A 20,019-nucleotide genomic window follows, 5' to 3' on the forward strand; every position below is an offset into this window, starting at 1 on the left:
AGCGGCGCGGCTGATCACCTGAGACACGACTGCCTTGGTTCACCTTCCGCGGGCAGGCATCTAGCCTCAGTCATGACGCCTTCCGCCCGGCCGACGCATTCGCCCGCATCAGGGCCATTAGCATCGCCCCGAGCGAAAACTCGCCGCGCGCCGCCTTTCGCGTGAGATCACGCAGGTAGCCGCCGGCATTGTTGATATGCCCTGCCCTTTCGAGGATGCAGGCGACAGCAACCGCGGCATTCTGCTGCCCATGACCTCGCAGGCGTCCTGATAGGCTGACGGGCTGACCCCCAGCATCGATCGAACGACGACCGCCGCCGACATCAGGTCGCGCCAGCTGCCAACCGCGCCGCCCGGCCCATAATCGTTGATCTCTGGGCAAGCCTTCAGCACCATACCAGACGGGAATGCCTTTATCGGCTCGCTAGGCGGCCGGCTGGTCTGGTTCGACTTCGCGCCCTGCTCGGTTCCAGATGTCATTTGGCATTTAAACGGGTTGCCATGGCACTTAATTTGAGAATGGGCACTTAACTTGAGAATCCAACTTGGATTTTGTCACTTAATGTGAGAATCAGGCGGTCGACGTAATCGACGGTGTTTCTGCAATGAGTGACCCATTTCCCGACGAGGTCGACGAAGCGCTTGGGATGAAGCTCGCCGGCGCGCAGACGCAATTCGGGAATTCCTGAAGCACCGGACTGGCAAGATGACAGCCGGAGATGTGGCACTGCTTGCGACCGAGCTCGAAATCAGTCAGGCAACCGCGTACCGCCTTATCAAGCTGTTTCGGACCGGTGGGACGGTCATGTCGCTGGTGGACCGCAAGCGGGGCCGACCAGAGGGCCACCGGGCGCTGGATGACAGGCGGGAAGAGATCATCCGTACGACGATCAGCCGATACTACCTGACGCGAAACCGTCCGACCGTTTCGCAGTTGGTCCGGGATGTGCAAACGAACTGCATCTCGGCCGGGCTCAAGCCGCCGCATCGCCGAACGATCAATGCTCGAGTCGAAGAGATCGACCTGCAGAAGCGCGCCAAACGGCGCGGCGAAAACGAGACCGTGAAGCAGACACAGGCGGTTACTGGGGTGTTTGCCGCCTCCCGGCCTTTGCAGGTCGTTCAGGTCGACCATACGAAGGCGGATATCTTCGTCGTTGACGGGGAAACCCGGCAGCCGATCTGCCGCCCGTGGCTGACGCTGGCGATGGATGTCTGCAGCCGTATGGTGACGGGATTTTACTTGACGATGGGCGCACCTTCCCGGCTGTCGACCAGTCTATGCGTGTTGCACTCCGTCTTCGACAAATCGGCTTGGTTGCGGGAGCGCGAGATCACCGAGGCGTGGCCCGTCGCCGGTCTGCCGGAAATACTGCACGTCGACAACGACGCCGACTTCAGCCTGCCCGCCGTGGCAAGCCGACCCCCCCGGGCTCCTGCCGGAAGAACGGCTAGCTGCCGACTGCTACACCACTCCCTGGGACGTCATCGCAGGAAGCGCAAGCGTCCCGAACTTTCCCTGCCGTAGACCGGTCATTCGAGGGCATGCACCGCGGCGGCGGCAGCAAAAATCGTCTGCTGCGGGACCCATAGGAGACAGTCCCGCGACGATTATCGAGAGTCCGCTTTGCGCGGAAATCGGCCGTGCGCAGAGCCTTTTTTTGCTTTCGCCACCATCCTGCCTCGCGCGCGTGTCGCACAACACAGATAAGGTCCGGATCGTCACTGCAACGGTTCGTTGGGCAGCCGACATAAACGCGACTGTACCTCAAAAGGCGCTATCGGCTTTCGAGTGCGAGTGCGGTGCGTAGCGGTTTTCCGTCCGGAATTGCGGAGTTTCGTAGAGCTAGATTACTCCACCGTTTCAATGAAACAATGAAATGATCTAGTCGCGGGGGCTTCCGGAAGCCTCTGAGGAACGAACATCTTTCAATCCTTCTCGCTGACGCGGCAAACCCAACATAACCTTTGCCGCGATCCACCATCGGGGCGCTCTGCGTCGTCGCATGCCTTCGCTCTTTGCCTGCTCGACGTCGGCAGGCCCAGCTCTGCTATCCGTAGGCTGAGCAAGGAACTCGATCCGTTTCATAAATGCGCTTCCGTCGAACCTTTTGGACATTGTCAGTGGACCGTCGCCGGAAGGCTCTGCGTGGAAGAAAATCTCAAGATTGACGACAGGTATCGGGCGCAGGCTGCGCAGGAGATCGATCTCCGGTCGCGTCGTTACGGCGAAGGAGCAATTATCGGAACGGAGTGCATCAAAGACTTCCGGCACCGTCGACACTGCGATCGACTCATGCCCACGCTCCGCCAGTTTCGTGGCGATCATATTGGCCGCCGCCTTGGGCAGAAACACAAGGATTTTGTTGGGACGAATGGCTTCCAAAGACATGGCGAGTTCCTCATACGGAGACGAAGAATCTAGCCTTTGCCCGTACAAGAGTGTGTTTGGTTTTATTTGGTTTTGTTGCGGGCCTCGCCTACTCGTCAGAAAGGACGGGACTAAGCGGGCTTGATGATTTGCCCCCCCGAACCGGTCCGGAAGCACCCCCGTCGCTCTCGCGCGCCTCGTTGACGCGATCGGGTATAAGGCCTTGTGGAATCACACAGCGCAGCCAAAGTTACCAGCCGATTGCTTAGGCGCGGCGCCGCTCGCCGCATGACCTTCGGTAGGAAAATCCATCTGTGCCGCGAGGAACATTTATAATCCTCGTTGGGGTAATCGGGCGGATTTGGTCGATCCTCTACGTAGGCGGAAGAAAGAATTCCGAGCTCGTGACCCAAGGCCCTTATTCGATCACCCGCAACCCGCTTTACTTCTTTTCTCTGTTGGCGATCTTCGGAGTTGGGCTGGTCTTCGGTTCAATTCTGGTAGCGGCATCCTTCACAATTCTGGCGTATTTCATTTTCTTGTACACCGCGAACCGAGAGGCGGCATATCTATCGCATGTCTTCGGTAAGGACTTCGACGACTACGCCCGTTGCACGCCGCTGTTCTGGCCGGACTTTTCAGGTTTCCAATGGGGGCCGGAACGGAACTTTTCGCCCAGAGCGCTACGAGTGACTGTGCGCGACGCGCTCTTCATCGTGGCGCTCGTGCCGGTTTCCGAGTTTTTCGAGTACCTCCACAGCCAAGGCTATTTGTTGGCCGCGGTCACCTTACCCTGATCAGCAGTCGGACGCCCAAAGCCTCCCCGTGGCGGCTTCAAGGTCAGAACTTGGCGCATCATGCCCATTCAGCTCCCGTCGTCCGACTTCCCCTGTCCACCCACCCGACGATCGATGGATGGCCCATGCGACCGTCGCCCTCGGGGGTCAACTGTGCATCCGTCGCTTCTGAGTCTACAATCGCAGCAATGCCATTCATGCAAAGGGGAAACGCAGCCAAAAACCCGCCAACGAGCTTATCTGCTATTTAACGGCGGCGTCGGTGAAGCCTTCGAGTTCCGCTCCAATTGATGACAGGGCGTCTCCAAGACTTAGAACGGCCGCTGCCTTTCGTTTTTCCGGAAGCAGGCTAAGGCCCTTCTGGATCGCGGCGCGCCAGCTCTGACCTCTGCCCCAAGCTTCGGCAAAGACCTCCGCGAGTTCCTCTTGTCGGCGTGTGGCCTCCAGCGCCTCAATCAGGAGGCTGGCCTGATACACGTCCTTCTCCCGTTTCGCGATGCCGTTTACATCCGACTGCCTGCGCGAGGCGACGATCAGTTTGTGCACGGCATAGCGCTCCGGCGATGGCACGATCACGGGAACACCCGAGCGATGCAGCATGACAGTCCGGACGGGCTCATGGATCAGAAAATCGAGAAAACGCAGTGGCTGAGCCGCCGCCCCGCCAAGAGCGGGCATCGGGCTGGCATGATCGGCATAATCATCGGAACCCCGATTGGGTGTAAGGAATTCGACCCGGTATCGGGCGGCATTCTCGAACTGCGTGATCCTGTGCGGGTCTGATCGATGTGGTATCGCCCTGAAACTGGCGTCAACGCTCTTCAGAATGTCGATGACGGGCGGCAGGCTGTCTTCGACGGTCGAGGACACTGAATAATGCAGAGCGAAATCGGCGTCTCCGGTCTGCAATGAGGCTCCGGGCAGCCGGACACCCAGGTGTCCGGCATAGGTCTGGAATGCGACCGTGCCGACGAGAACACCGCGTAGTCGGAAGACGCCGGCTGCCCCCATGGCTGCGACCACGTCTCCCGTGAACCGGTCGGGACCTGCCAGCCCTGCCTCGCGGATCAGGGTCGACACCAGTTTTCGACGGCCGCGCAAATCATCCTTGATGTTCTGGAAGCTCTCCACACGTCTTGCAATCTCCGGATCATCTGCCGGACCGATATATTTGCGTGTTTTCTTTGGCTGGGTCTCCTCGAAATACCAGTAATATCTTCCCTTCACAGGAACCCGGACGAAATTGCCCGACGTGGAGAAATCTGTCTCAAACGACGCATCGAGGCTACGCTGAACGAGCTCCGCGAACATTGTTCGGTACATCAGGTCGATCGTCTTCATCAGCAAGCTCGCTATAAGATCTATGCAATTTTCTTATAACTCCACCTCGATTCGCTGGCAAGGGCCGCCCACTATAAGACGATCGTGAAAATCTTATAACGTGATCGGCTTCCCGGTGATGCATTATGCGTTTTTGTAAGCATGGAACGGGAACATCGCCGTCAATGAGGTCAAGCAGCTGTTCGGGACGCCATAGCGCAACCAGATCCGCTGCATGAGTTCGGTCCGCCAGCGGCTGCCCTGTAGATTGCGAAGCGTTTCCCGCCCCTCGCCTCCTGCATTGAGACGGCGCAGCACGCGGTCTCAATGCGCGATGTCGGCACCCGGATGCTGTCGGAACTCGTTGTGCTAAATGAGGTAGGCGACGAAGAATGGCTTTTAACGGGGCTGATTTGATTGGGACCTAGGCGAACAGTCTGTATCGCGAAAACGTTCAGGTTGACCCCCGCGTATCCTCCGGGCGCGCTCGCGACCTTCTGCGGAAGACGATAAGGGGAATCCCTGGTCGATGCGGCGATGCCGCTGATGTGATCAGGACTCGCCGAAGCAGCTTGATGTTCCGGCGTCCAGATCGAAGCTATCCGCGCAGGACATCGGCAAGGTTTTCCGGTTTGGGCTCCGGTCGTTGAAGGTCGAGTCCGGAGAGGAGATCGAAAAGATGATCCTTCATCAGTTGCGCCGCTTTGTCAGGATCATTGGCCTCAATGGCGTCGACCAGGGCGTGGTGTGCGTGGCTTTCGCACGTGGTATCCCGGCGCCTCCAATAAAGTGCGATAATCAGCGAGGAGTGTGAAACAAGATCGCGGACAAAGCCTGTCAGGACGGACTGATCGGCAATCTCGGCGATGCCGACATGAAACATGGCGGAGAGCATGATGGCATCGCTGTCGCGTCCGGCATGCAATGCCTCATGCTCCCTCTCAAGGTGACTGCGCAGCAGCCGCACATCTCCGGGCTTGGCAATCCTTGCAGCGAGCGCCGCCACTCTCGGCTCGATTAAGGCGCGGGCTTCGAAGACCTCGCGCGCCTCCTTTGTTGAGGGCTGCGCGACAAACGCGCCGCGATTAGGTTCCAGTCGAATTAGCCAGTCATGCGCAAGCGCCTGGAGGGCGGCTCGAATGACCGTACGGCTCACCGAATAGATAGAGGCCAGTTCGTCTTCTGGCAGTTTGGTACCCGGAGTCAGGCGATGGCTGACAATTGCGTCGCGAAGGTTGTGATAGATCGGCGACCAGCGCTGGGCCGGCTTCTTGCGATCGTTTTCGGGCATAAGAGTCTTCAACATGCTCATCACTTATGTCGGTTGCGCGCGCACAAAAACGCCTTCAAACGCGCTCGTGCGCCATTTCCTGCGCCTATTACGAAGCCATCCGGCGCTGCGCACTTTGGACAGTACGCATTGGCGGCCCAGGTCTCTACGAGGGGGCCTTACGCTCGATCGCACCTCGCGGAAATCACCCATGCCTGCTCACCGCGCCTTCGGAGACCACGGCGCATAGTACCCCGCATAGCGTTTGGCAAGCGGCGCGGCGTAGCCTCCGATCTTCGATGTCCTGAGGCCGAGTGCCGAAAGCGTTTCGGCAAGCCTGACCGCGCAGGCAACGCCGTCGAGCACTGGCACACCATGTTCGAGCGAGAGCGCGTGGGCGAGATCGGCCATACCAGCGCAGCCGAGTACGATGGCTTCGGCCCTGTCCCCGGCGATCGCGCGGGCGATTTCGGCGGAGACTCGGCTGCGCGCGTCGGAGCCCGGCAGTTCGAGGTCGAGTACCGCGACATCGGAGGCACGAACGTTGGCACAACGGGAAGCGAGGCCGTATTTTGCGAGGTTATGCTCGATCGCCGGTATCGAGCGCGCAAGTGTCGTAACGACGCTGAACTTGCCGGCGATCAGCGTCGCGAGATGGAAGGCCGCTTCACCGATGCCGATCACCGGCATCTCGGTGGCGCAGCGTGCCGCGTCGAGACCTGTGTCGTCGAAACAGGCGATCACGTAGGCGTCCACCGCACCCGCCTTCGCCATTTCGGCGATGATGCCCGGAACGACGAAAACCTCGTCGTAATAACCCTCGATGCTCGGCGGCCCGTCTTGCGGGTTGACCGCCACGATCTCGGTGGTCGGCGACGCCGCAGCCTTTGCCGCCTTGCCGATCTTTTCGGTCATCGAAGCGGTCGTGTTCGGGTTGATGACGAGTATGCGCATTGTCGGTCCGCCTAGAATTCACCGCCGAGATAGAGATGCCTGACCCGTTCGTCGGTCAGCAGGTCCGACGAGTTGCCGCTGATTGCCACCTGACCGGTCGTCAGCGCATAGGCACGTTTGGAGATGCGCAGCGCCATGCGCGAGTTCTGTTCAACCAGAAGGACGCTGACCTTTTCGTCGCGATTGATCGCCACGATCGAGCGCGCGATATCCTGCACGAGTTTTGGCGCGATACCGAGCGACGGCTCGTCGAGCAGCAGAAGGCGTGGGCGCGCCATTAGTGCCCGCCCGATGACCAGCATCTGCTGCTCGCCGCCGCTCATTGTTCCGGCCTGCTGAGAGTAGCGCTCCTTGAGCCGCGGAAAGCGGGTCAGCACCATCTCCATGCTTTGCTGGGTCTCGGTCTTGTCTGTGCGGGTGAAGGCCCCCATCAGCAGGTTGTCGCGCACGGTCATGTAGGGGAAGACGCGGCGCGCCTCGGGGACCATGGAGATGCCCAGACGGACGATTTCGTCGGGAGCGACACCATCGATGCGCTTGCCCCGGTAGTGGATCTGGCCGGTGCGGATCTTTCTCAGACCAGTAATGGCGCGCAGGATCGACGACTTGCCCGCGCCATTGGGGCCGATCAGCGCAACGGTCTCGCCTTCGTGGACCTCGATCGAGACGCCCTTCAGCGCATAGACATGATCATAATAGAGCTCGACGCCATCGAATTTCAGCAGTGGTTCCATGACCTACAATCCGATCGATTCGTCTTCGGCGCCGAGATAGGCTTCGATGACTTTGGGGTTCTGCTGGATTTCCGCCGGCGTGCCCTCAGCGATCTTCTGGCCGAAATTGAGCACGACGATGCGGTCGGATATGTTCATGACCGCCGGCATGTCATGCTCGACCAGAAGCACCGTGATGCCGCGCTCGCGGAGCTTCCGCACGATCTCCAATGCACGCCGGGTCTCCTCGTGGTTCATGCCGGCAAAGGGCTCGTCAAGGAGAATGATGGAAGGATCGGTGGCCAGCGCGATCGCGATGCCCAGAGCGCGTAGATGACCGTGAGGCAGGTTGCTGGCGATCTCGTTGCTCGTCGCGTCCAAACCGAGGAAGGCGAGGATCTCGTCCGCCGATGCGCCGAAGGAATCGAGATCGCTCCTTGCCGTGCTGCTGCCGAAGTAGAAGCCGGCAAGGCTTGCGCGCGAACGCAGATGATGCGCCGTCACGACATTGTCGCGCACGGTCATGTTCTTAAAGATTGTCGTTTCTTGGAATGTCCGCACGACTCCCTTGCGGGCGGTGATGTGCGGCGCGAGGCCGGATATGCGCTCTCCCTTGAAGCGCACCTCGCCGCCGGTCGGCCTCAGGAAGGAGGAGATCAGCTTGAACAGCGTCGACTTGCCGGCGCCATTTGGCCCGATGACCGAGAGAATCTCGCGTTCTCGGACGCTGAAGGATACGTTGTTCACCGCAACGAGGCCGCCGAAACGCTTCGTGAGGCCGAGGATTTCCAGGGTGTCCGGCACCGTTAGACCCTCCTCTTGCGCGGCAGGGCTAGACTCAGAAGCCCGTTCGGCAGCACCAGCATTAGCAAGATCAGCACGGTCGAGAAGATCAGGAGCTGGAACTCGCCTGTCTGGAACAGCAGATCCCAGCCGAAATAGAGGACGAAGGTGCCAATCATCGGGCCGAGCACGTAACCGAGACCGCCGAGGAAGCAGTTGAGCATGAAGTTGACGGAATCCGCGACGGTGAAGCTCGACGGATAGATAGACTGGGAAATCGACGCGAACATCGCTCCCCCGACACCGCCGAGGAAGGAAGAGAGCGCATAGGCGATGACGCGTAGATAGGCGATGTTGACGCCGATCGACGAGGCGAGTTCCTCGTTCTGCTGCAGCGACTGGCAGAGTTGCCCGATGCGGGAATGCGCGAGCCGGTACAAACCCAGGAAACACAGCGCCATCAGCAGGACGGCGACGATGTAGAAGGCGAGGCGAGGATTGGCGAGCGTCGCGAAGTCTGGAACGAGCGTGACGCCGAAAAGGCTGATTCCGGTCGGGAGCGGAATGCTGACGATGCCACTGGCGCCGTTCGTAATCGGCAGGGCAAGGGCGAGGAGGCGGGCGACTTCGGTCAAAACCAATGTGACCATGGCGAAGTAGACGCCGCGAAGGCGCAATATGGGCAGGCCAATAAGCACGCTCGCGGCAGCGCAGAAAAGGCCGGCCAATGGCAGGGTCAGCCAGAAAGACATGCCGTAATTCGTCACCAGAATGGCTGAGACATACCCCCCCAGCAGCGCATAGGCGCCCTGGCCGATATTGATGCGGCCGATATAGAAGGTGATCCACACGCCTGCGCTGATGATGCTGAGCAGCGCTACCGACGTGAGGGTGTAATAGAGATCGCTTCGCCCAGTGGCGTTGATCAGCAGCGGCACGGCCACGAGCAGGGCGATGAGGAAGAGCGCTGCCGAGATGATCTTGAGGGTGGCGGTTGAAGTCTTGCGCATGAGATCAGCCCCACGGCTTTCCCATCAGCCCGTGGGGGCGGATGCTCAGGAAGATCATCAGCAGCGCGAAGATGACGAGGTAGGTGACGTCGCCATATTCGCGCAGCACGGTGAGACCAACTGATTCCATCATGCCGAGAATGAAGCCGCCGGCGATCGCGCCGCCGACGACGCCGGCGCCGCCGATCATCACCATCAGGAAGGCCTTGATTGATATCGGTCCGCCGATGCCGGAATTGACGCCGGTGATGCTGACGAGCAACCCGCCGACGACACCGGCAAGCATGGCCCCGAGCGCGAAGCCGATCAACGAATAGCGCTCGACCTTGACGCCCATCAACTGGGCGGCGACTCGATCCTGCGCCAGCGCCCGCATGGCGCGACCGGGCTTGCTGTACTGCATAAAGAGCATGAAGGCGGCAATCATCAGGATCGCGACGACGCCGACGACAATGCGATCGTAGGGCAGGATCACCCGGTCGGAAATGAAGACGCCACTGATGATCTTCGGCACGCCGCGCTGCTTCTCACCAAAGAGCAGCAGTATGACGGCATCGAGGAAAAACGCCGTCGCGGCCGCAAGCAGCATCGTGCTTTCCTCGCGCTTGCTGCGGCGGATGACCGGCCGGAAGAGAAACTTTTCCAAAAGCGCGCCGATGACCGCGAGCGTCACCCCCGAACAGATCAGCGCGACGACGAAGGGGAGCTTGAGCTGGCCGTAAACCGAGTAGGTGACGAAGCCGCCCAATACATACATCTGCCCGTGCGCGAAATTGAGCACGTTCATAAGGGCGAAGATCAGCGTCAGCCCGAGCGCGATCAACGCGTACTGGGCGCCGAGATAAAGCCCGTTGGCAATCACCTGTTCCATGGCGGCGGATCCAGCGGTGTGCGGGTTCGGCTTGCCGAACTTCGATTGAGGCTGTCGGAGCGCGGCTGGAAGACGTTCGGCCGCGCCCCTTGCGTTCGTCAGCAAGCGAACATCAGTCCACTTCGCCGACGAACAGCGTCTGGAATTCGCCATCCTTGAATTCGGTCACCACCATCGGGACGGAGAGTTGCCGTTTCTGGCCGAAGGAGGTCATGCCGACATATTTCAGCGTGCTGTCCTTGGCATAGGGATTGGGCGCCGAGAAGGTGTCCATGGTCTTCTTGAATTCCTCGACATTGTCGATCGCCTTCGGGTTCGCCTTCAGCGTTTCGATGATGTATTCGAGTGCATAGACCTTAGTGTTGGACTCGTCGTTATATTCGCCGAACTTCTTGGTGTAGCGTTCGATGAACTCCTCCATCACCGGCGTGCGGATTTCCGGGGTCGAGGCACCGCCGACGGAAATGAAGCCGTTGGCAAGTTCGCCCGCGCCCTCCTGCAGGACGGTGGCGTCCTGGGCCGTCTCCGCCGAAATCAGGCCCTCATAGCCAAGTTCTCGGGCGGCGCGGATCAGCAGCGGCGCGTTGGCAGGCGCCACACCAGATAGGACGAGGAGATCCGGCTTCAACTGCACGATAGGTGTCAGGACCGGTGTAAAATCGCGGGTGTCGTTCTGGTAGGTATCCTTCTCTGCGACCACTTCGAGCCCGAGTTCCTTCGCGGCGGCTACGCCGCTGTCACGCTGGCTGAGCGGATCCGATTCATTGGCGGCGATAAATGCCACCTTCTTCACACCCTTGTTTTCCTTAAGATATTTGTAGATGGCTGGGCCTGACTGATAGTTGGCAACCATGCCAAGTACGGCATTCGATGCCGGCGGCGCGTAGAGCGCCTTCGGGAAGGCATAAGGAAAATATATAATCCCCTTGGATTCGGCCACGGGGCGAACGGCGGCTGCGCCGTCATCCACATTGGGTCCAACAACGTAATGGATGCCTTCCTGCGCCATCTTCTCCATGCCGGCAATGGCGCGCTTCGGATCCTTCTGGTCGTCGAAGGTAACGATGGTGATGTTATAGGTGTCGTCGCCGATCTTCACGCCGCCAGTCTCGTTCAGCCAGTCGGCCCGCGTCTGCATCGAACGTACGTTGGACGTCCCCCAGGCTGCGGCGGGACCGCTGGTTACACCGACGAAACCTATCTTGAGTTCCTTGTTCTCGGCATGCGCGGAAAAGGCTCCTCCCGCCGCGACTGCCAGGAATGAAACGGCGCCGAGCGCCAGCGATTTCAATGTCAAGCGTCTGTTGATCATCTCACTCCCCATCCCTTGGATCCGGCGCTTTCGCGATGCGGATAGATAAGGGAAGCCCTAAAAAACACTCTTGTCAACATTACAGCAGCTTTTTGTATACAAAACTCGAAGCCCCACGTTTTCTCCGTATGACTGGCAGGACGCCTCTCGCTGCCCCCCGGACATAATCATCACTGGTTCCCCTTGATACATGCGGTCTTTGAGTACACGCGAGAACATCCGCATGAAGTGTCCAAGAGGTATCGATAGTGACGGATTTTGCACCTCAAACCGCTTACCAGGCGGGATGAGCGGAGTCCGCGGGAGGTCGCAGCCAGCGCAGGAGCGCTTGCACCTGCGCCCACACTAGGTAGAATATGGACAACTAGGAACCAAGGAACCTAAAATGGCGCTCAGCATCAAAGATCTAGAGACGGAACGCCTTGCCAAGGCACTGGCTGAGAAGACCGGCGAAACCATTACCATGGCCACCCGCCGTGCGCTGGAAGAGCGGCTGCGGCGCCTCGTAAACGCGGGGAATCGCGATGTTCTTCTCGAGGAGCTTGCCGCCAGCCGAAGACGCTGGGCGAAGCTGCGGGTGCTCGACAACCGCTCTGCCGACGAGATTTTGGGGTATGACGAAAATGGACTCCCCAGCTGATGGTCATCGACACGTCCGCTATCGTTGCAATCGCGTTCAACGAGCCGGAAGCAGAAACGTACGAGCAAAAAGTCGTGGACGCTGCAGGGCGTTTCATCTCGGCCGCGACAGTCCTCGAACTCGCCATCGTCATTGAGGCTCGCCTCGGTGAGGCAGGTGCCGCAGAGCTCGACCTGTGGCTTTATAAGGCGGGCGTCGAAATCGTCGCCGTCGACGCGGAACAGATCGCCGTAGCAAGGCGAGCCTGGCGCACCTACGGCAAGGGCCGACATCCGGCAGGTCTGAACTATGGGGACTGTTTCTCTTATGCGCTTGCCAAAACACGCAGTGAACCGCTGCTCTACAAAGGCGATGATTTCTCGCGCACAGACATCGAGACGGCATGACATTGCATCCGTTGCACCGGCAGCCGTCAGAAGGAGCGTGATGGTCTGACGGACGACCGACCGCCCGCCCGCCGCGATCGGAAGCTTTCGATCGATGAGGTCTTTGCGGCAGCCAAGCCAAGTCGTGACGCGGGCTTCATTGCCTTATCCAAGCTCCGGATCTCTCGGGGCCCCTGAACAGGTCCGAAGACGTGTTTCAATCTATGCCCTAACTTGCAACGGCAGCGCGGCATGAAGAAAGTATCTCGTCCCAGTGGCGCCTAGCCCCGTCATCGGTTTTTCGGGTGAATCGCTTGTTTCCCAACGCCCTGCGGACCGCCGACACGATTTTTTGAAAATCGGCGTCGTCTGTCGGCTCAAACCGGACTCCTATGCGCGCGAGACGCCCGTCGACTGCCCCGATGATCTCTGCAGCACCCTGCCAATCCTTTTTGGCTGCGAGCACTCCGCTTATCGCTGCGATCGCAAGATTCACTACCATTGGATAGTCATATCTCTCCCCGATGGCCAAAGCCTGGCCCGCGAGCGCTGCAGCATTCCTCCAGTCACCGCTGTGCAGTCTAAAATGGGCAAGGTTTTGCAACAGGTGGCCAGGCCAATATGTGTCACCCAATTTGTCGAGGAGTTTAAGGGCATCAAGATAGTAGGCTTCCGCAGCAGGCTCGTCCCCTTCAGCGCGGGTTCCTTCCCCAATTGCAATCAGTGCCAGCGCCGTTCCATAGTCATCGCCGATGAGCCTCGACAGTTCCAGTGATTGCGTGATCAACATGCCGCCTGCCTCGGGATCGCCTGAGGTGGCTTTAGCGACGCCGGCAATAATCCCGGCATTTGCAATTCCGGCCTTATTTCCGAGTTCGCAGAAGATGCGGTGACTTTCAACGCCATAATCACGCGCCGTTTCAGGATCGCCAGACATGTACTGGATCAATGCGGCTGAGTTCAAAATCCGCGCCAGCGGCTCCGGCTCGCGCGTATCCCGCGCATGCTCCAAAGCCTTATCTGACCATGTTCTCGCTTCCGAAAACTGGCCCCTCGATATCCAGAGCCACGTCAGCGCCTCGACGAGCTTGGCGGATTGAAGGGCGCTGGTTTGCCTCATCCGCCATTCGAGGGCTACCCGAATGTTTCCAGATTCCTGCATCATATGCTCGACAAAGTCGCGCTGATTGAACCTCGTCACGTTTGGCGCGGCTGACAGAACAAGGTCGGTAAAATAGTCCGCCTGGCGGATACGCATAGATTCGTACTCGCCCGTTTTTTGCAGTTTATCGAGCGCAAAATCGCGAACCGTATCCAGCATGTTGAGGCGCGGGTGACCCAGCGCCGTCGTTTTGAACAACAAGTTCTTGTCCAGAAGAGCTTCCACGTGGTCGAATACGTCGGCATCGTCCTTGAATAAGGATTCGATGGCACGAAGATCGAACCCGCCATTGAAGACAGCCGACGCATAAAATACCCGGCGCTGGCTTTCCGTCAGGAGATGGTCGCTCCATCCGATCATCAGACGAAGGGTCCGGTGACGGGGATCAATATCCCGCGCCCTGCTTCGAAGGTCTTGCATTCTCGTTTCAAGCCTGTCCTCCAGCTCCGCCACAGTCAGCAATCCTACATGCGAGGCTGCCAATTCAAGCGCTAGCGGTAGCCCGTCAAGTCTCCGGCATATTCTGGAGATCGAAGCGAGTGTGTCGTTTGTCAATCTGAAGTCTGGCCGTTCGCGGCGCACGAAATTCTCAAAGAGCTGCACCGATGGGTTCTCCCGAATCTCATCGAAGCTCGCGCTTTCGTCGGGAGGCGTGAGCGGAGGTACGACGAATTCGGTCTCCGAGCGTAATTTGAGGGGCTCACGACTGGTGATCACAACGGTGACGGCGGGACATCTTGTGAGGATGGTATTGATGTCAGGCGCACCTTCGACCAGGTGTTCGAAAGTGTCGAGTATCAACAACACCTCAGCGCCGCCCAGCGAGTTGCACACCGTTTCTATAGCAGAGATGCCGGGTACCTCCTGCAGGCCAACGGCCTTGCAGATCTCCGAACCTATTAGATCCGGATTGTCAATTTCTCGCAGCTGTACGAAAAACACTCCACGTGAAAAGAAGCTTAAGGCTGATCTGCCAGCGTGGATCGCCAAGCTTGTCTTGCCCACACCGCCGGCGCCGGTCAGCGTAACAACTCGGCTCTGTTTATCTGCGAGGATTCGATTGAGCCGCGCCATTTCTGAGCGTCGCCCGTAGAGAATTGGCACATCGGACGGGAGGTTGGTGCGATTGGCGCCGATGGATGAGATGGGTGCAAAATCGCTTTGTAATCCCGGGATCACCAGATCGAACAGCGCTTCAGGATATCGAAGGTCTTTGAGGCGGTGGAATCCCAGATCGCGTATTTTTACATTTGCTGCGATAGGGCCTCCTGCTATCTCATCGCGAACAACGTTCGAAATGACGATCTGACCGCCGTGCGCCACCGATGCGATACGAGCCGCACGATGCACTTCTATCCCGGTTACGGCTGTTTCGTGTCTTCTCACCTTTCCGGAATGCAGGCCCATCCGGACCAGTGGCTTGCATCCTTGAGTCCATTCCTCATTGGTTAGAGCAAATTGTGCGTCGATCGCCGCCTGGACCCCTTGGGCGGAAGCAGGAAAGAGTGCGAATACAGAGTCTCCAACAACGTTTATTTCTTCGCCACCATAAGATTGGATGGCGTTGCGCAACAGCTCGTTGTGCCGAAGGAGCATCTGATCGTAGAGGTCCGGATAAGAATCCACCAGGTTTGTTGAGCCCTCAATGTCAGTGAAAAGCATGCAAACGCTGTCGCCTGTCGACTGGGGCCGGCTTTCTATTTGGGGTGCCATAACAACACCTCTCTCGGCTTTGTTGACCGGCCCTTTACGAACAAGAATGTTCGTCGAAGACATTTGGTCAAAGCAAGTTCAGTGCGATGTATGCCCAGGCGTTTAGCGTAGGACGAGCTGCTTCCTTTGCATATGAGGAGTTCATTCCATGAGCCGACACCATGAGCTTTGGCCAACTGACGTTCAGCTTGCCGGAGGTCTTCGATTCCCGGTCGAAGGCCACATCGCCGAGCTTCGGAGACAGCCCTGCGAAAGATGTCGAACCTCATCAGGTCAGCCTCAAGTTCGCCCGAGCCGCTAAGGATATTCCAAACCGACGAGGTCGGCACCGTCAATTCTCCGTTGACCCAGTTAATTTCATCGTCGAGGCGTGAATGGGCCCTCCCGGAACAGCAAAGCCATTCGATAAACTCCGCTTCGATTTGTTGCCGATCTGCGCCAGTCAGCGCAACAGGGGACCGTTCCCTGCCACCGCTTGAGAGTCCAAATAGCTGAGGTGATCTGGACGGGCGGAACGAACCTCTACCGGTCTCTAACAGTTTCAAGACCTTATTTGCGGCCTGAACGGCGTCCGCACGCTTTGTGTCTATCCCATTTAAGAAGTCGAGGATCTCGCCAGCGAGGTGCCGCCCAGCCTTCTGATAGGCACTGGCCCAGGTCCGGAGAGTAAAATGAAGCGATTGGGCCGCCGAGATGATTTCCTCGGCTTCGAACGCTCCCACGAGACCTTCCCTGGTAGCCCGTCGCAGGGCGATCCGCATGTTAATCAGCGGTTCCGTGAGCGGCGGAAAGGGCCTGTCCTCGCGGTACAGGACCGCCACTTCGTCCTCGGCGGATATTGCCCGAGCCTTGAAAAGTCGGAATATGATTCCTGCGCCATGCACACCTGCGGGGAAGCAATCTGCCGCTCGCAGCGCGCCCATGCTGGAAGCGCCGACCACAACCGCCCCGTCCTGGACAACATCGACGACTTCCCGTGGCGAAATGGAAAGGACGTTGCCAAATGCGCCGTCGAGGATCAGAAAGAACTCATGCCTCAGGATGCGAGAAGCATAGAGATCTCCCCGCCTCGCTGGAGGTCTTATGATCGCATCTGGCAAAATGGACAGGATGTCCGAAGCGGGGGCGCTTGGGCCCAAAAACACGACCGGCGGCATCCGCATCGTGCCCATTATTACAACAGGTGCCTTGCACTTCGCCAGCCAACACGGCGGCGGTCTATCGTAAAGAGCGAAAGGCCGGGGACGCGTACTCTCACAACAGGCAGGCCCAGGGTCTTTCGACTCATGTCGATTACTATGGCCTGCGTAAGTCCGACGGACTTTAGCCTCCCCAGGATAAATTCGATCTCAGTCTCGAGGTCTGGCAAGTTTGTGTCGGGAATAGCGGCGAAGTCATGCTCAGCTACGATATTTCCAGACTTCCGTCCGGTATCTCGCCGCGAGGACGGCACCTGGTTGTAAGAGTCACGGGCACCGTGGATCACCCCGAGCCGCGATTGAAAGGACTCCAGAATAGCATGTGTAACGGCGGCCCCGGCCAGAAGGTCAGCGCCCCACCCTACAACGACAAGCGGCATCGGCCCGGCGGCGCCACAAAAGGACGGGTCAATCAGCGTGCTCGAGATGACCGGTATCTCAAGATCGGTCGTCAGATCTTCCAGGATCAGTTTCAGGTTCGCTTCCTTGGCGCGCTCTGCAAGCGCCTTGGGTATGGGAGGAAGTGAACCCAGATCGATCCTGCGTCTCACAGGTCCGGCGTCTGCATCATGTCCATATTGTTCAAAGAAGTGATGCTGACTGACGGCATCCCGTTCGATAACCTCCAGAATGGCGCTGCGCACCGCGCGGCCGCGAGTGAACCCGGCAGCCAAGCCGTTGGTATCGACCTGATCCAGTACACCTTCCTTTGCAGGAGACCTCGCAAGATCGGCTAGAACCCAGATCGGAAGGGCGCTGATCAACTCCCACCCCTGGACCCACTCAAACACCGAATCGGGACGATAACCGGTCAGCGGGGGAAGATCGAAGGATAGAGGATCGGCAACGTGGGCACCCGAGGACATTAGCTCAAGATAAGTGGTATGCTGACACCCGCCCTCGAATTCCTCTGCGCAGACCCTCTCGACCGCCTCCATCACGGCACTGACGCGAGCTGCTTCCTTGTCCACCCCTTTTCCCAGATGCGTGGTCAGATCTCTTGCCAGGGGAGTGACCGTTGCAAACACAGGCGTGCCCAGGACGTCGAGTGATGTGATGTCGGCTATGCGTGTTATCGGGACTTGATCGATTGTCGATTTGAGGAGCAGCTTGTGTTTGGCCTTTTCCAAGGCGCTATAAGCCTCACGGCGGCGGTCGTACAGCGGCCACCGTTCCAGCAAGCCGGGCGACACCACGACTTCAGAATCCGCAGATGATCGAGTGGTCCTTGTTGAGATAAATGTGGGACCCAGTTTTTTTGCTAATGTTTTCGAGAACCGTGATTTCTTCGTCGGTGAGGTTTTCGATCACGTCATGCACCGCCTGCGGGAGCATATTCTCCTCCACGTCGGGAATGACATTGGAGTTCTTCAGACGGTCGAAATTTGGCTGGAAGCCCGGCATTGTGACCTCCTCAGGCTCTGAACAATTTTCGATGCTTGCTAGATTGCTGTCTTAGAAACGTGAGCCGCTGACGTCAGTAATAATAGGGTACCGGCTTCATACTTGTCCAGTACTACTCTCTAGTACTAATGGGCTATGCGCCTACGATCCGGGTCGAACTTGAACCATGTCTGGAATGAGCTAAGATATCGCCGTTTGGTTTGTTACTCACCGATTGGTGTCGCTATGGATATGCTTGAAAGACAAGCGAATAGTGACTTTGTGAGGGGTAGAATTGACCTCTGTTTGCCAGCTCTTCAGGCGGCTTTCAGCAATCTTTGGCGAACCGAACCCCAACGGGAAATGACGATCGCTTTCCTGGTCTTGCTTCATCAAATCATGCGGGCGTCGGTCCCCCTCATGCAGCGGGCGGCAGAACGATGCGATCAACTGCAGGCAACCGACAAGCCTGCGGCTTTGCTAGGAGGATATTATCGGCAGCATATTTCCGAGGAACTGCACCACGATACTTGGGCACTTGAGGACCTGAAGGCTGCAGGATGCGATCCTGAGCGAATTCTATCCATCACCCCTTCCGTCGAAGTAGCACGATTGGTCGGCACCCAGTATTATTGGGTTCATCACCATCACCCTCTCATGCTGCTTGGATACATTGCGGTTCTCGAGGCTTTTCCTCCTGCGGACAGTAAAATTGATGAGATTCGGGATGGTTCGGGCCTGCCGGATTCAACGTTCAGGACTTTGAGAATTCACGGAGACCTTGATCCGACGCATAGCGCCGAGATCGATCAGACGTTTAATACGCTGCCGTTGGATCAGAAACACTTGGAAATGGTGGGTTTGAGTGTGCTCCATAGCTGTGATGCACTCGCGGCAAGCGTGCGAGCTCTGCGCCCCCTCGACCTGTTTAGCGGATCGAAGTCCGGCTAACTTTCAAATCTCCGTCGTTGCAATGCTCCGCTTCAGACATCCGTGTCGGTAAATGTCAGCAGCGACCATTTGTTGCGACGACATGATTTGACCGGCGCTTAGGATGGCAGCTTCGATCAGAACCGCGACGTTCATTCGCCTTGAACCAAGTCGAATCGCAGACGCCGCGACGAGACCAAGCAATTCATTCGACCGGCCCGTTTGTTGCCGCACAGCAGCCATTGGCACTTCTGCTGCGAATTTCGGCTCCACCCTGATTAGTCAGTGCTTCCCTGGCATATCGCACGGGCTGCCTAGCTGGATGTCGATGTCCCACCGACCACAAAAAGACCGCCTCGACCCTTTCGATCAAGGCGGCCAGGCGGCCCCACTGGGAGGTGAGCTCAAAGGCGCGCTCTTCAGCCCCGTTCGAGTTCTGCGAGAAACGCGCTCAATTCTTTCTCCTCAATGCCGACAAGATGGCCTTTTTCCGGATAGGCGCCGGAGCGCACGTCGTGCGCGAATTCCGAGAAAGCGGCGATGCGCTCCTCTTGCAGGCGCTCGTATTCGGCGGCGAAGTTTCGGTAGGTCTTGGCATGACGCGGATAGTGGCCGCGGTTGGAGCCGAGCACGTCCTCGGCGAAGAGATATTGCGCATCGCAGCCTGTTCCCGCGCCCATTGAGAGCATCAGGATCGACGTGCGCGCGCTGATTGCGGCGGCGACCTCGCCCGGCACCACCTCGATCTCGGCGGCGAAGGCGCCCGCCTCTTCCAAGGCCTTCGTCTGGCGCCAGATCTCGAGGGCGCTTGCCGCGGTCTTGCCGACGGCGCGGAAGCCACCGGTCCAGGTGGCCTTGGACGGGATCAGCCCGACATGGCCGCAGACGGGAATGCCTTCGTCGCGCATGCGCCGGACGGTCGAAAGGCTCGCGGCACAATAGACGGCGTCGCCGCCTGCCTTCAGCGCCTTGAAAGCGGCGCCGATGTATTCCTCCGCCGTGATATAGTCGCCATATTCAAGGCCTGGAAAGGCGAAGACGGAGGGTGCTGCCTCGCGGAATTCGAGACCGAGCAGCGCCGGGGGGACGGATACGAGGTCGATCCCGGCCTTTTCGGCGGCCTCGGCCTCCTCCAGCGTCACCACGCGGAGCATCGTGAGCTGACGCTTGCCTTTCATCGACAAGAGATCGGCAACGGTCGGACGGCGGTGTCTCATCGGATTCTC

19 protein-coding genes and 1 pseudogene are annotated in these 20,019 nt (G+C 58.6%); 5 read left to right on the top strand and 15 right to left on the bottom strand.

Annotated features, from left to right (window positions below):
- Positions 1-70 precede the first annotated feature (70 nt).
- A pseudogene (gene repC / locus AYK65_RS28625) lies at positions 71-477 on the bottom strand (plasmid replication protein RepC); the annotation flags it as partial.
- A gap of 244 nt (positions 478-721) precedes the next feature.
- Between repC and AYK65_RS28630 the strand changes: the two are divergent.
- Positions 722-1,528 (top strand): hypothetical protein, encoded by an 807-nt coding sequence (locus AYK65_RS28630; RefSeq protein WP_338031546.1) that lies wholly within the window; start codon positions 722-724, stop codon positions 1,526-1,528.
- A gap of 357 nt (positions 1,529-1,885) precedes the next feature.
- Here AYK65_RS28630 and AYK65_RS28635 read toward each other — a convergent pair whose 3' ends face one another.
- Positions 1,886-2,392 carry a hypothetical protein gene (locus AYK65_RS28635; protein WP_081162714.1) on the bottom strand — a complete coding sequence of 169 codons (507 nt, stop codon included), beginning with the start codon at positions 2,390-2,392 and terminating at the stop codon, positions 1,886-1,888.
- A 293-nt stretch (positions 2,393-2,685) separates the two neighbouring features.
- On the opposite strand from AYK65_RS28635, the gene AYK65_RS28640 reads away from it, so the two are divergent.
- The gene (locus AYK65_RS28640; RefSeq protein WP_081162716.1) at positions 2,686-3,168 is read left to right on the top strand and encodes a methyltransferase family protein; all 483 of its coding nucleotides are present in this window, start codon (positions 2,686-2,688) and stop codon (positions 3,166-3,168) included.
- Positions 3,169-3,411: 243 nt separating this feature from the next.
- Here AYK65_RS28640 and AYK65_RS28645 read toward each other — a convergent pair whose 3' ends face one another.
- The 8 genes from AYK65_RS28645 to AYK65_RS28680 form a co-directional block, all read right to left on the bottom strand.
- Complete coding sequence (locus tag AYK65_RS28645; protein WP_081162719.1) at positions 3,412-4,509, bottom strand: nucleotidyltransferase family protein; 1,098 nt, start codon at positions 4,507-4,509, stop codon at positions 3,412-3,414.
- Positions 4,510-5,086: 577 nt separating this feature from the next.
- Positions 5,087-5,800, bottom strand: a complete 714-nt coding sequence (locus tag AYK65_RS28650; RefSeq protein ID WP_081162721.1) for a GntR family transcriptional regulator — start codon at positions 5,798-5,800, stop codon at positions 5,087-5,089.
- Between the two features lie 177 nt (positions 5,801-5,977).
- Positions 5,978-6,712 (bottom strand): aspartate/glutamate racemase family protein, encoded by a 735-nt coding sequence (locus AYK65_RS28655; protein WP_081162724.1) that lies wholly within the window; start codon positions 6,710-6,712, stop codon positions 5,978-5,980.
- A gap of 11 nt (positions 6,713-6,723) precedes the next feature.
- The gene (locus AYK65_RS28660) at positions 6,724-7,446 is read right to left on the bottom strand and encodes an ABC transporter ATP-binding protein (protein ID WP_081162726.1); all 723 of its coding nucleotides are present in this window, start codon (positions 7,444-7,446) and stop codon (positions 6,724-6,726) included.
- 3 nt (positions 7,447-7,449) lie between these two features.
- Positions 7,450-8,229, bottom strand: a complete 780-nt coding sequence (locus tag AYK65_RS28665; protein WP_046118992.1) for an ABC transporter ATP-binding protein — start codon at positions 8,227-8,229, stop codon at positions 7,450-7,452.
- 2 nt (positions 8,230-8,231) lie between these two features.
- Positions 8,232-9,218 (bottom strand): branched-chain amino acid ABC transporter permease, encoded by a 987-nt coding sequence (locus tag AYK65_RS28670; protein ID WP_081162728.1) that lies wholly within the window; start codon positions 9,216-9,218, stop codon positions 8,232-8,234.
- Between the two features lie 4 nt (positions 9,219-9,222).
- The gene (locus AYK65_RS28675; protein WP_081163094.1) at positions 9,223-10,089 is read right to left on the bottom strand and encodes a branched-chain amino acid ABC transporter permease; all 867 of its coding nucleotides are present in this window, start codon (positions 10,087-10,089) and stop codon (positions 9,223-9,225) included.
- A gap of 112 nt (positions 10,090-10,201) precedes the next feature.
- Positions 10,202-11,401: an ABC transporter substrate-binding protein gene (locus tag AYK65_RS28680; RefSeq protein WP_046118989.1), complete on the bottom strand. Its 1,200-nt coding sequence runs from the start codon at positions 11,399-11,401 to the stop codon at positions 10,202-10,204.
- Positions 11,402-11,786: 385 nt separating this feature from the next.
- Between AYK65_RS28680 and AYK65_RS28685 the strand changes: the two genes are divergently transcribed.
- Complete coding sequence (locus tag AYK65_RS28685; protein ID WP_046118988.1) at positions 11,787-12,041, top strand: type II toxin-antitoxin system VapB family antitoxin; 255 nt, start codon at positions 11,787-11,789, stop codon at positions 12,039-12,041.
- Positions 12,041-12,427, top strand: coding sequence for a type II toxin-antitoxin system VapC family toxin (locus tag AYK65_RS28690; RefSeq protein WP_046118987.1), 387 nt, complete (start codon positions 12,041-12,043; stop codon positions 12,425-12,427). The genes AYK65_RS28685 and AYK65_RS28690 overlap by 1 nt, the downstream gene beginning before the upstream one ends.
- A gap of 208 nt (positions 12,428-12,635) precedes the next feature.
- Here the strand turns inward: AYK65_RS28690 and AYK65_RS28695 are convergent, their stop codons facing one another.
- Genes AYK65_RS28695 through AYK65_RS28710 form a run of 4 tightly spaced genes read right to left on the bottom strand, consistent with a single transcriptional unit; the run spans position 12,636 to position 17,884 of the window.
- The gene (locus AYK65_RS28695; RefSeq protein ID WP_275531698.1) at positions 12,636-15,281 is read right to left on the bottom strand and encodes an adenylate/guanylate cyclase domain-containing protein; all 2,646 of its coding nucleotides are present in this window, start codon (positions 15,279-15,281) and stop codon (positions 12,636-12,638) included.
- Positions 15,266-16,453, bottom strand: coding sequence for a TfuA-like protein (locus AYK65_RS28700; protein WP_244560142.1), 1,188 nt, complete (start codon positions 16,451-16,453; stop codon positions 15,266-15,268). The genes AYK65_RS28695 and AYK65_RS28700 overlap by 16 nt, the downstream gene beginning before the upstream one ends.
- A 2-nt stretch (positions 16,454-16,455) precedes the next feature.
- Positions 16,456-17,676: a YcaO-like family protein gene (locus tag AYK65_RS28705; protein ID WP_244560143.1), complete on the bottom strand. Its 1,221-nt coding sequence runs from the start codon at positions 17,674-17,676 to the stop codon at positions 16,456-16,458.
- A 4-nt stretch (positions 17,677-17,680) separates the two neighbouring features.
- Positions 17,681-17,884, bottom strand: coding sequence for a hypothetical protein (locus AYK65_RS28710; protein WP_046118985.1), 204 nt, complete (start codon positions 17,882-17,884; stop codon positions 17,681-17,683).
- A 225-nt stretch (positions 17,885-18,109) separates the two neighbouring features.
- Between AYK65_RS28710 and AYK65_RS28715 the strand changes: the two genes are divergently transcribed.
- Positions 18,110-18,814: an iron-containing redox enzyme family protein gene (locus tag AYK65_RS28715; protein ID WP_244560144.1), complete on the top strand. Its 705-nt coding sequence runs from the start codon at positions 18,110-18,112 to the stop codon at positions 18,812-18,814.
- A 398-nt stretch (positions 18,815-19,212) separates the two neighbouring features.
- Here the strand turns inward: AYK65_RS28715 and AYK65_RS28725 are convergent, their stop codons facing one another.
- On the bottom strand, positions 19,213-20,010 hold the full coding sequence (locus AYK65_RS28725) for a 3-methyl-2-oxobutanoate hydroxymethyltransferase (RefSeq protein WP_081162735.1): 798 nt from the start codon (positions 20,008-20,010) through the stop codon (positions 19,213-19,215).
- Between the last annotated feature and the right edge of the window lie 9 nt (positions 20,011-20,019).

This window comes from Ensifer aridi, from assembly GCF_002078505.1.
Lineage (GTDB): Bacteria > Pseudomonadota > Alphaproteobacteria > Rhizobiales > Rhizobiaceae > Sinorhizobium > Sinorhizobium aridi.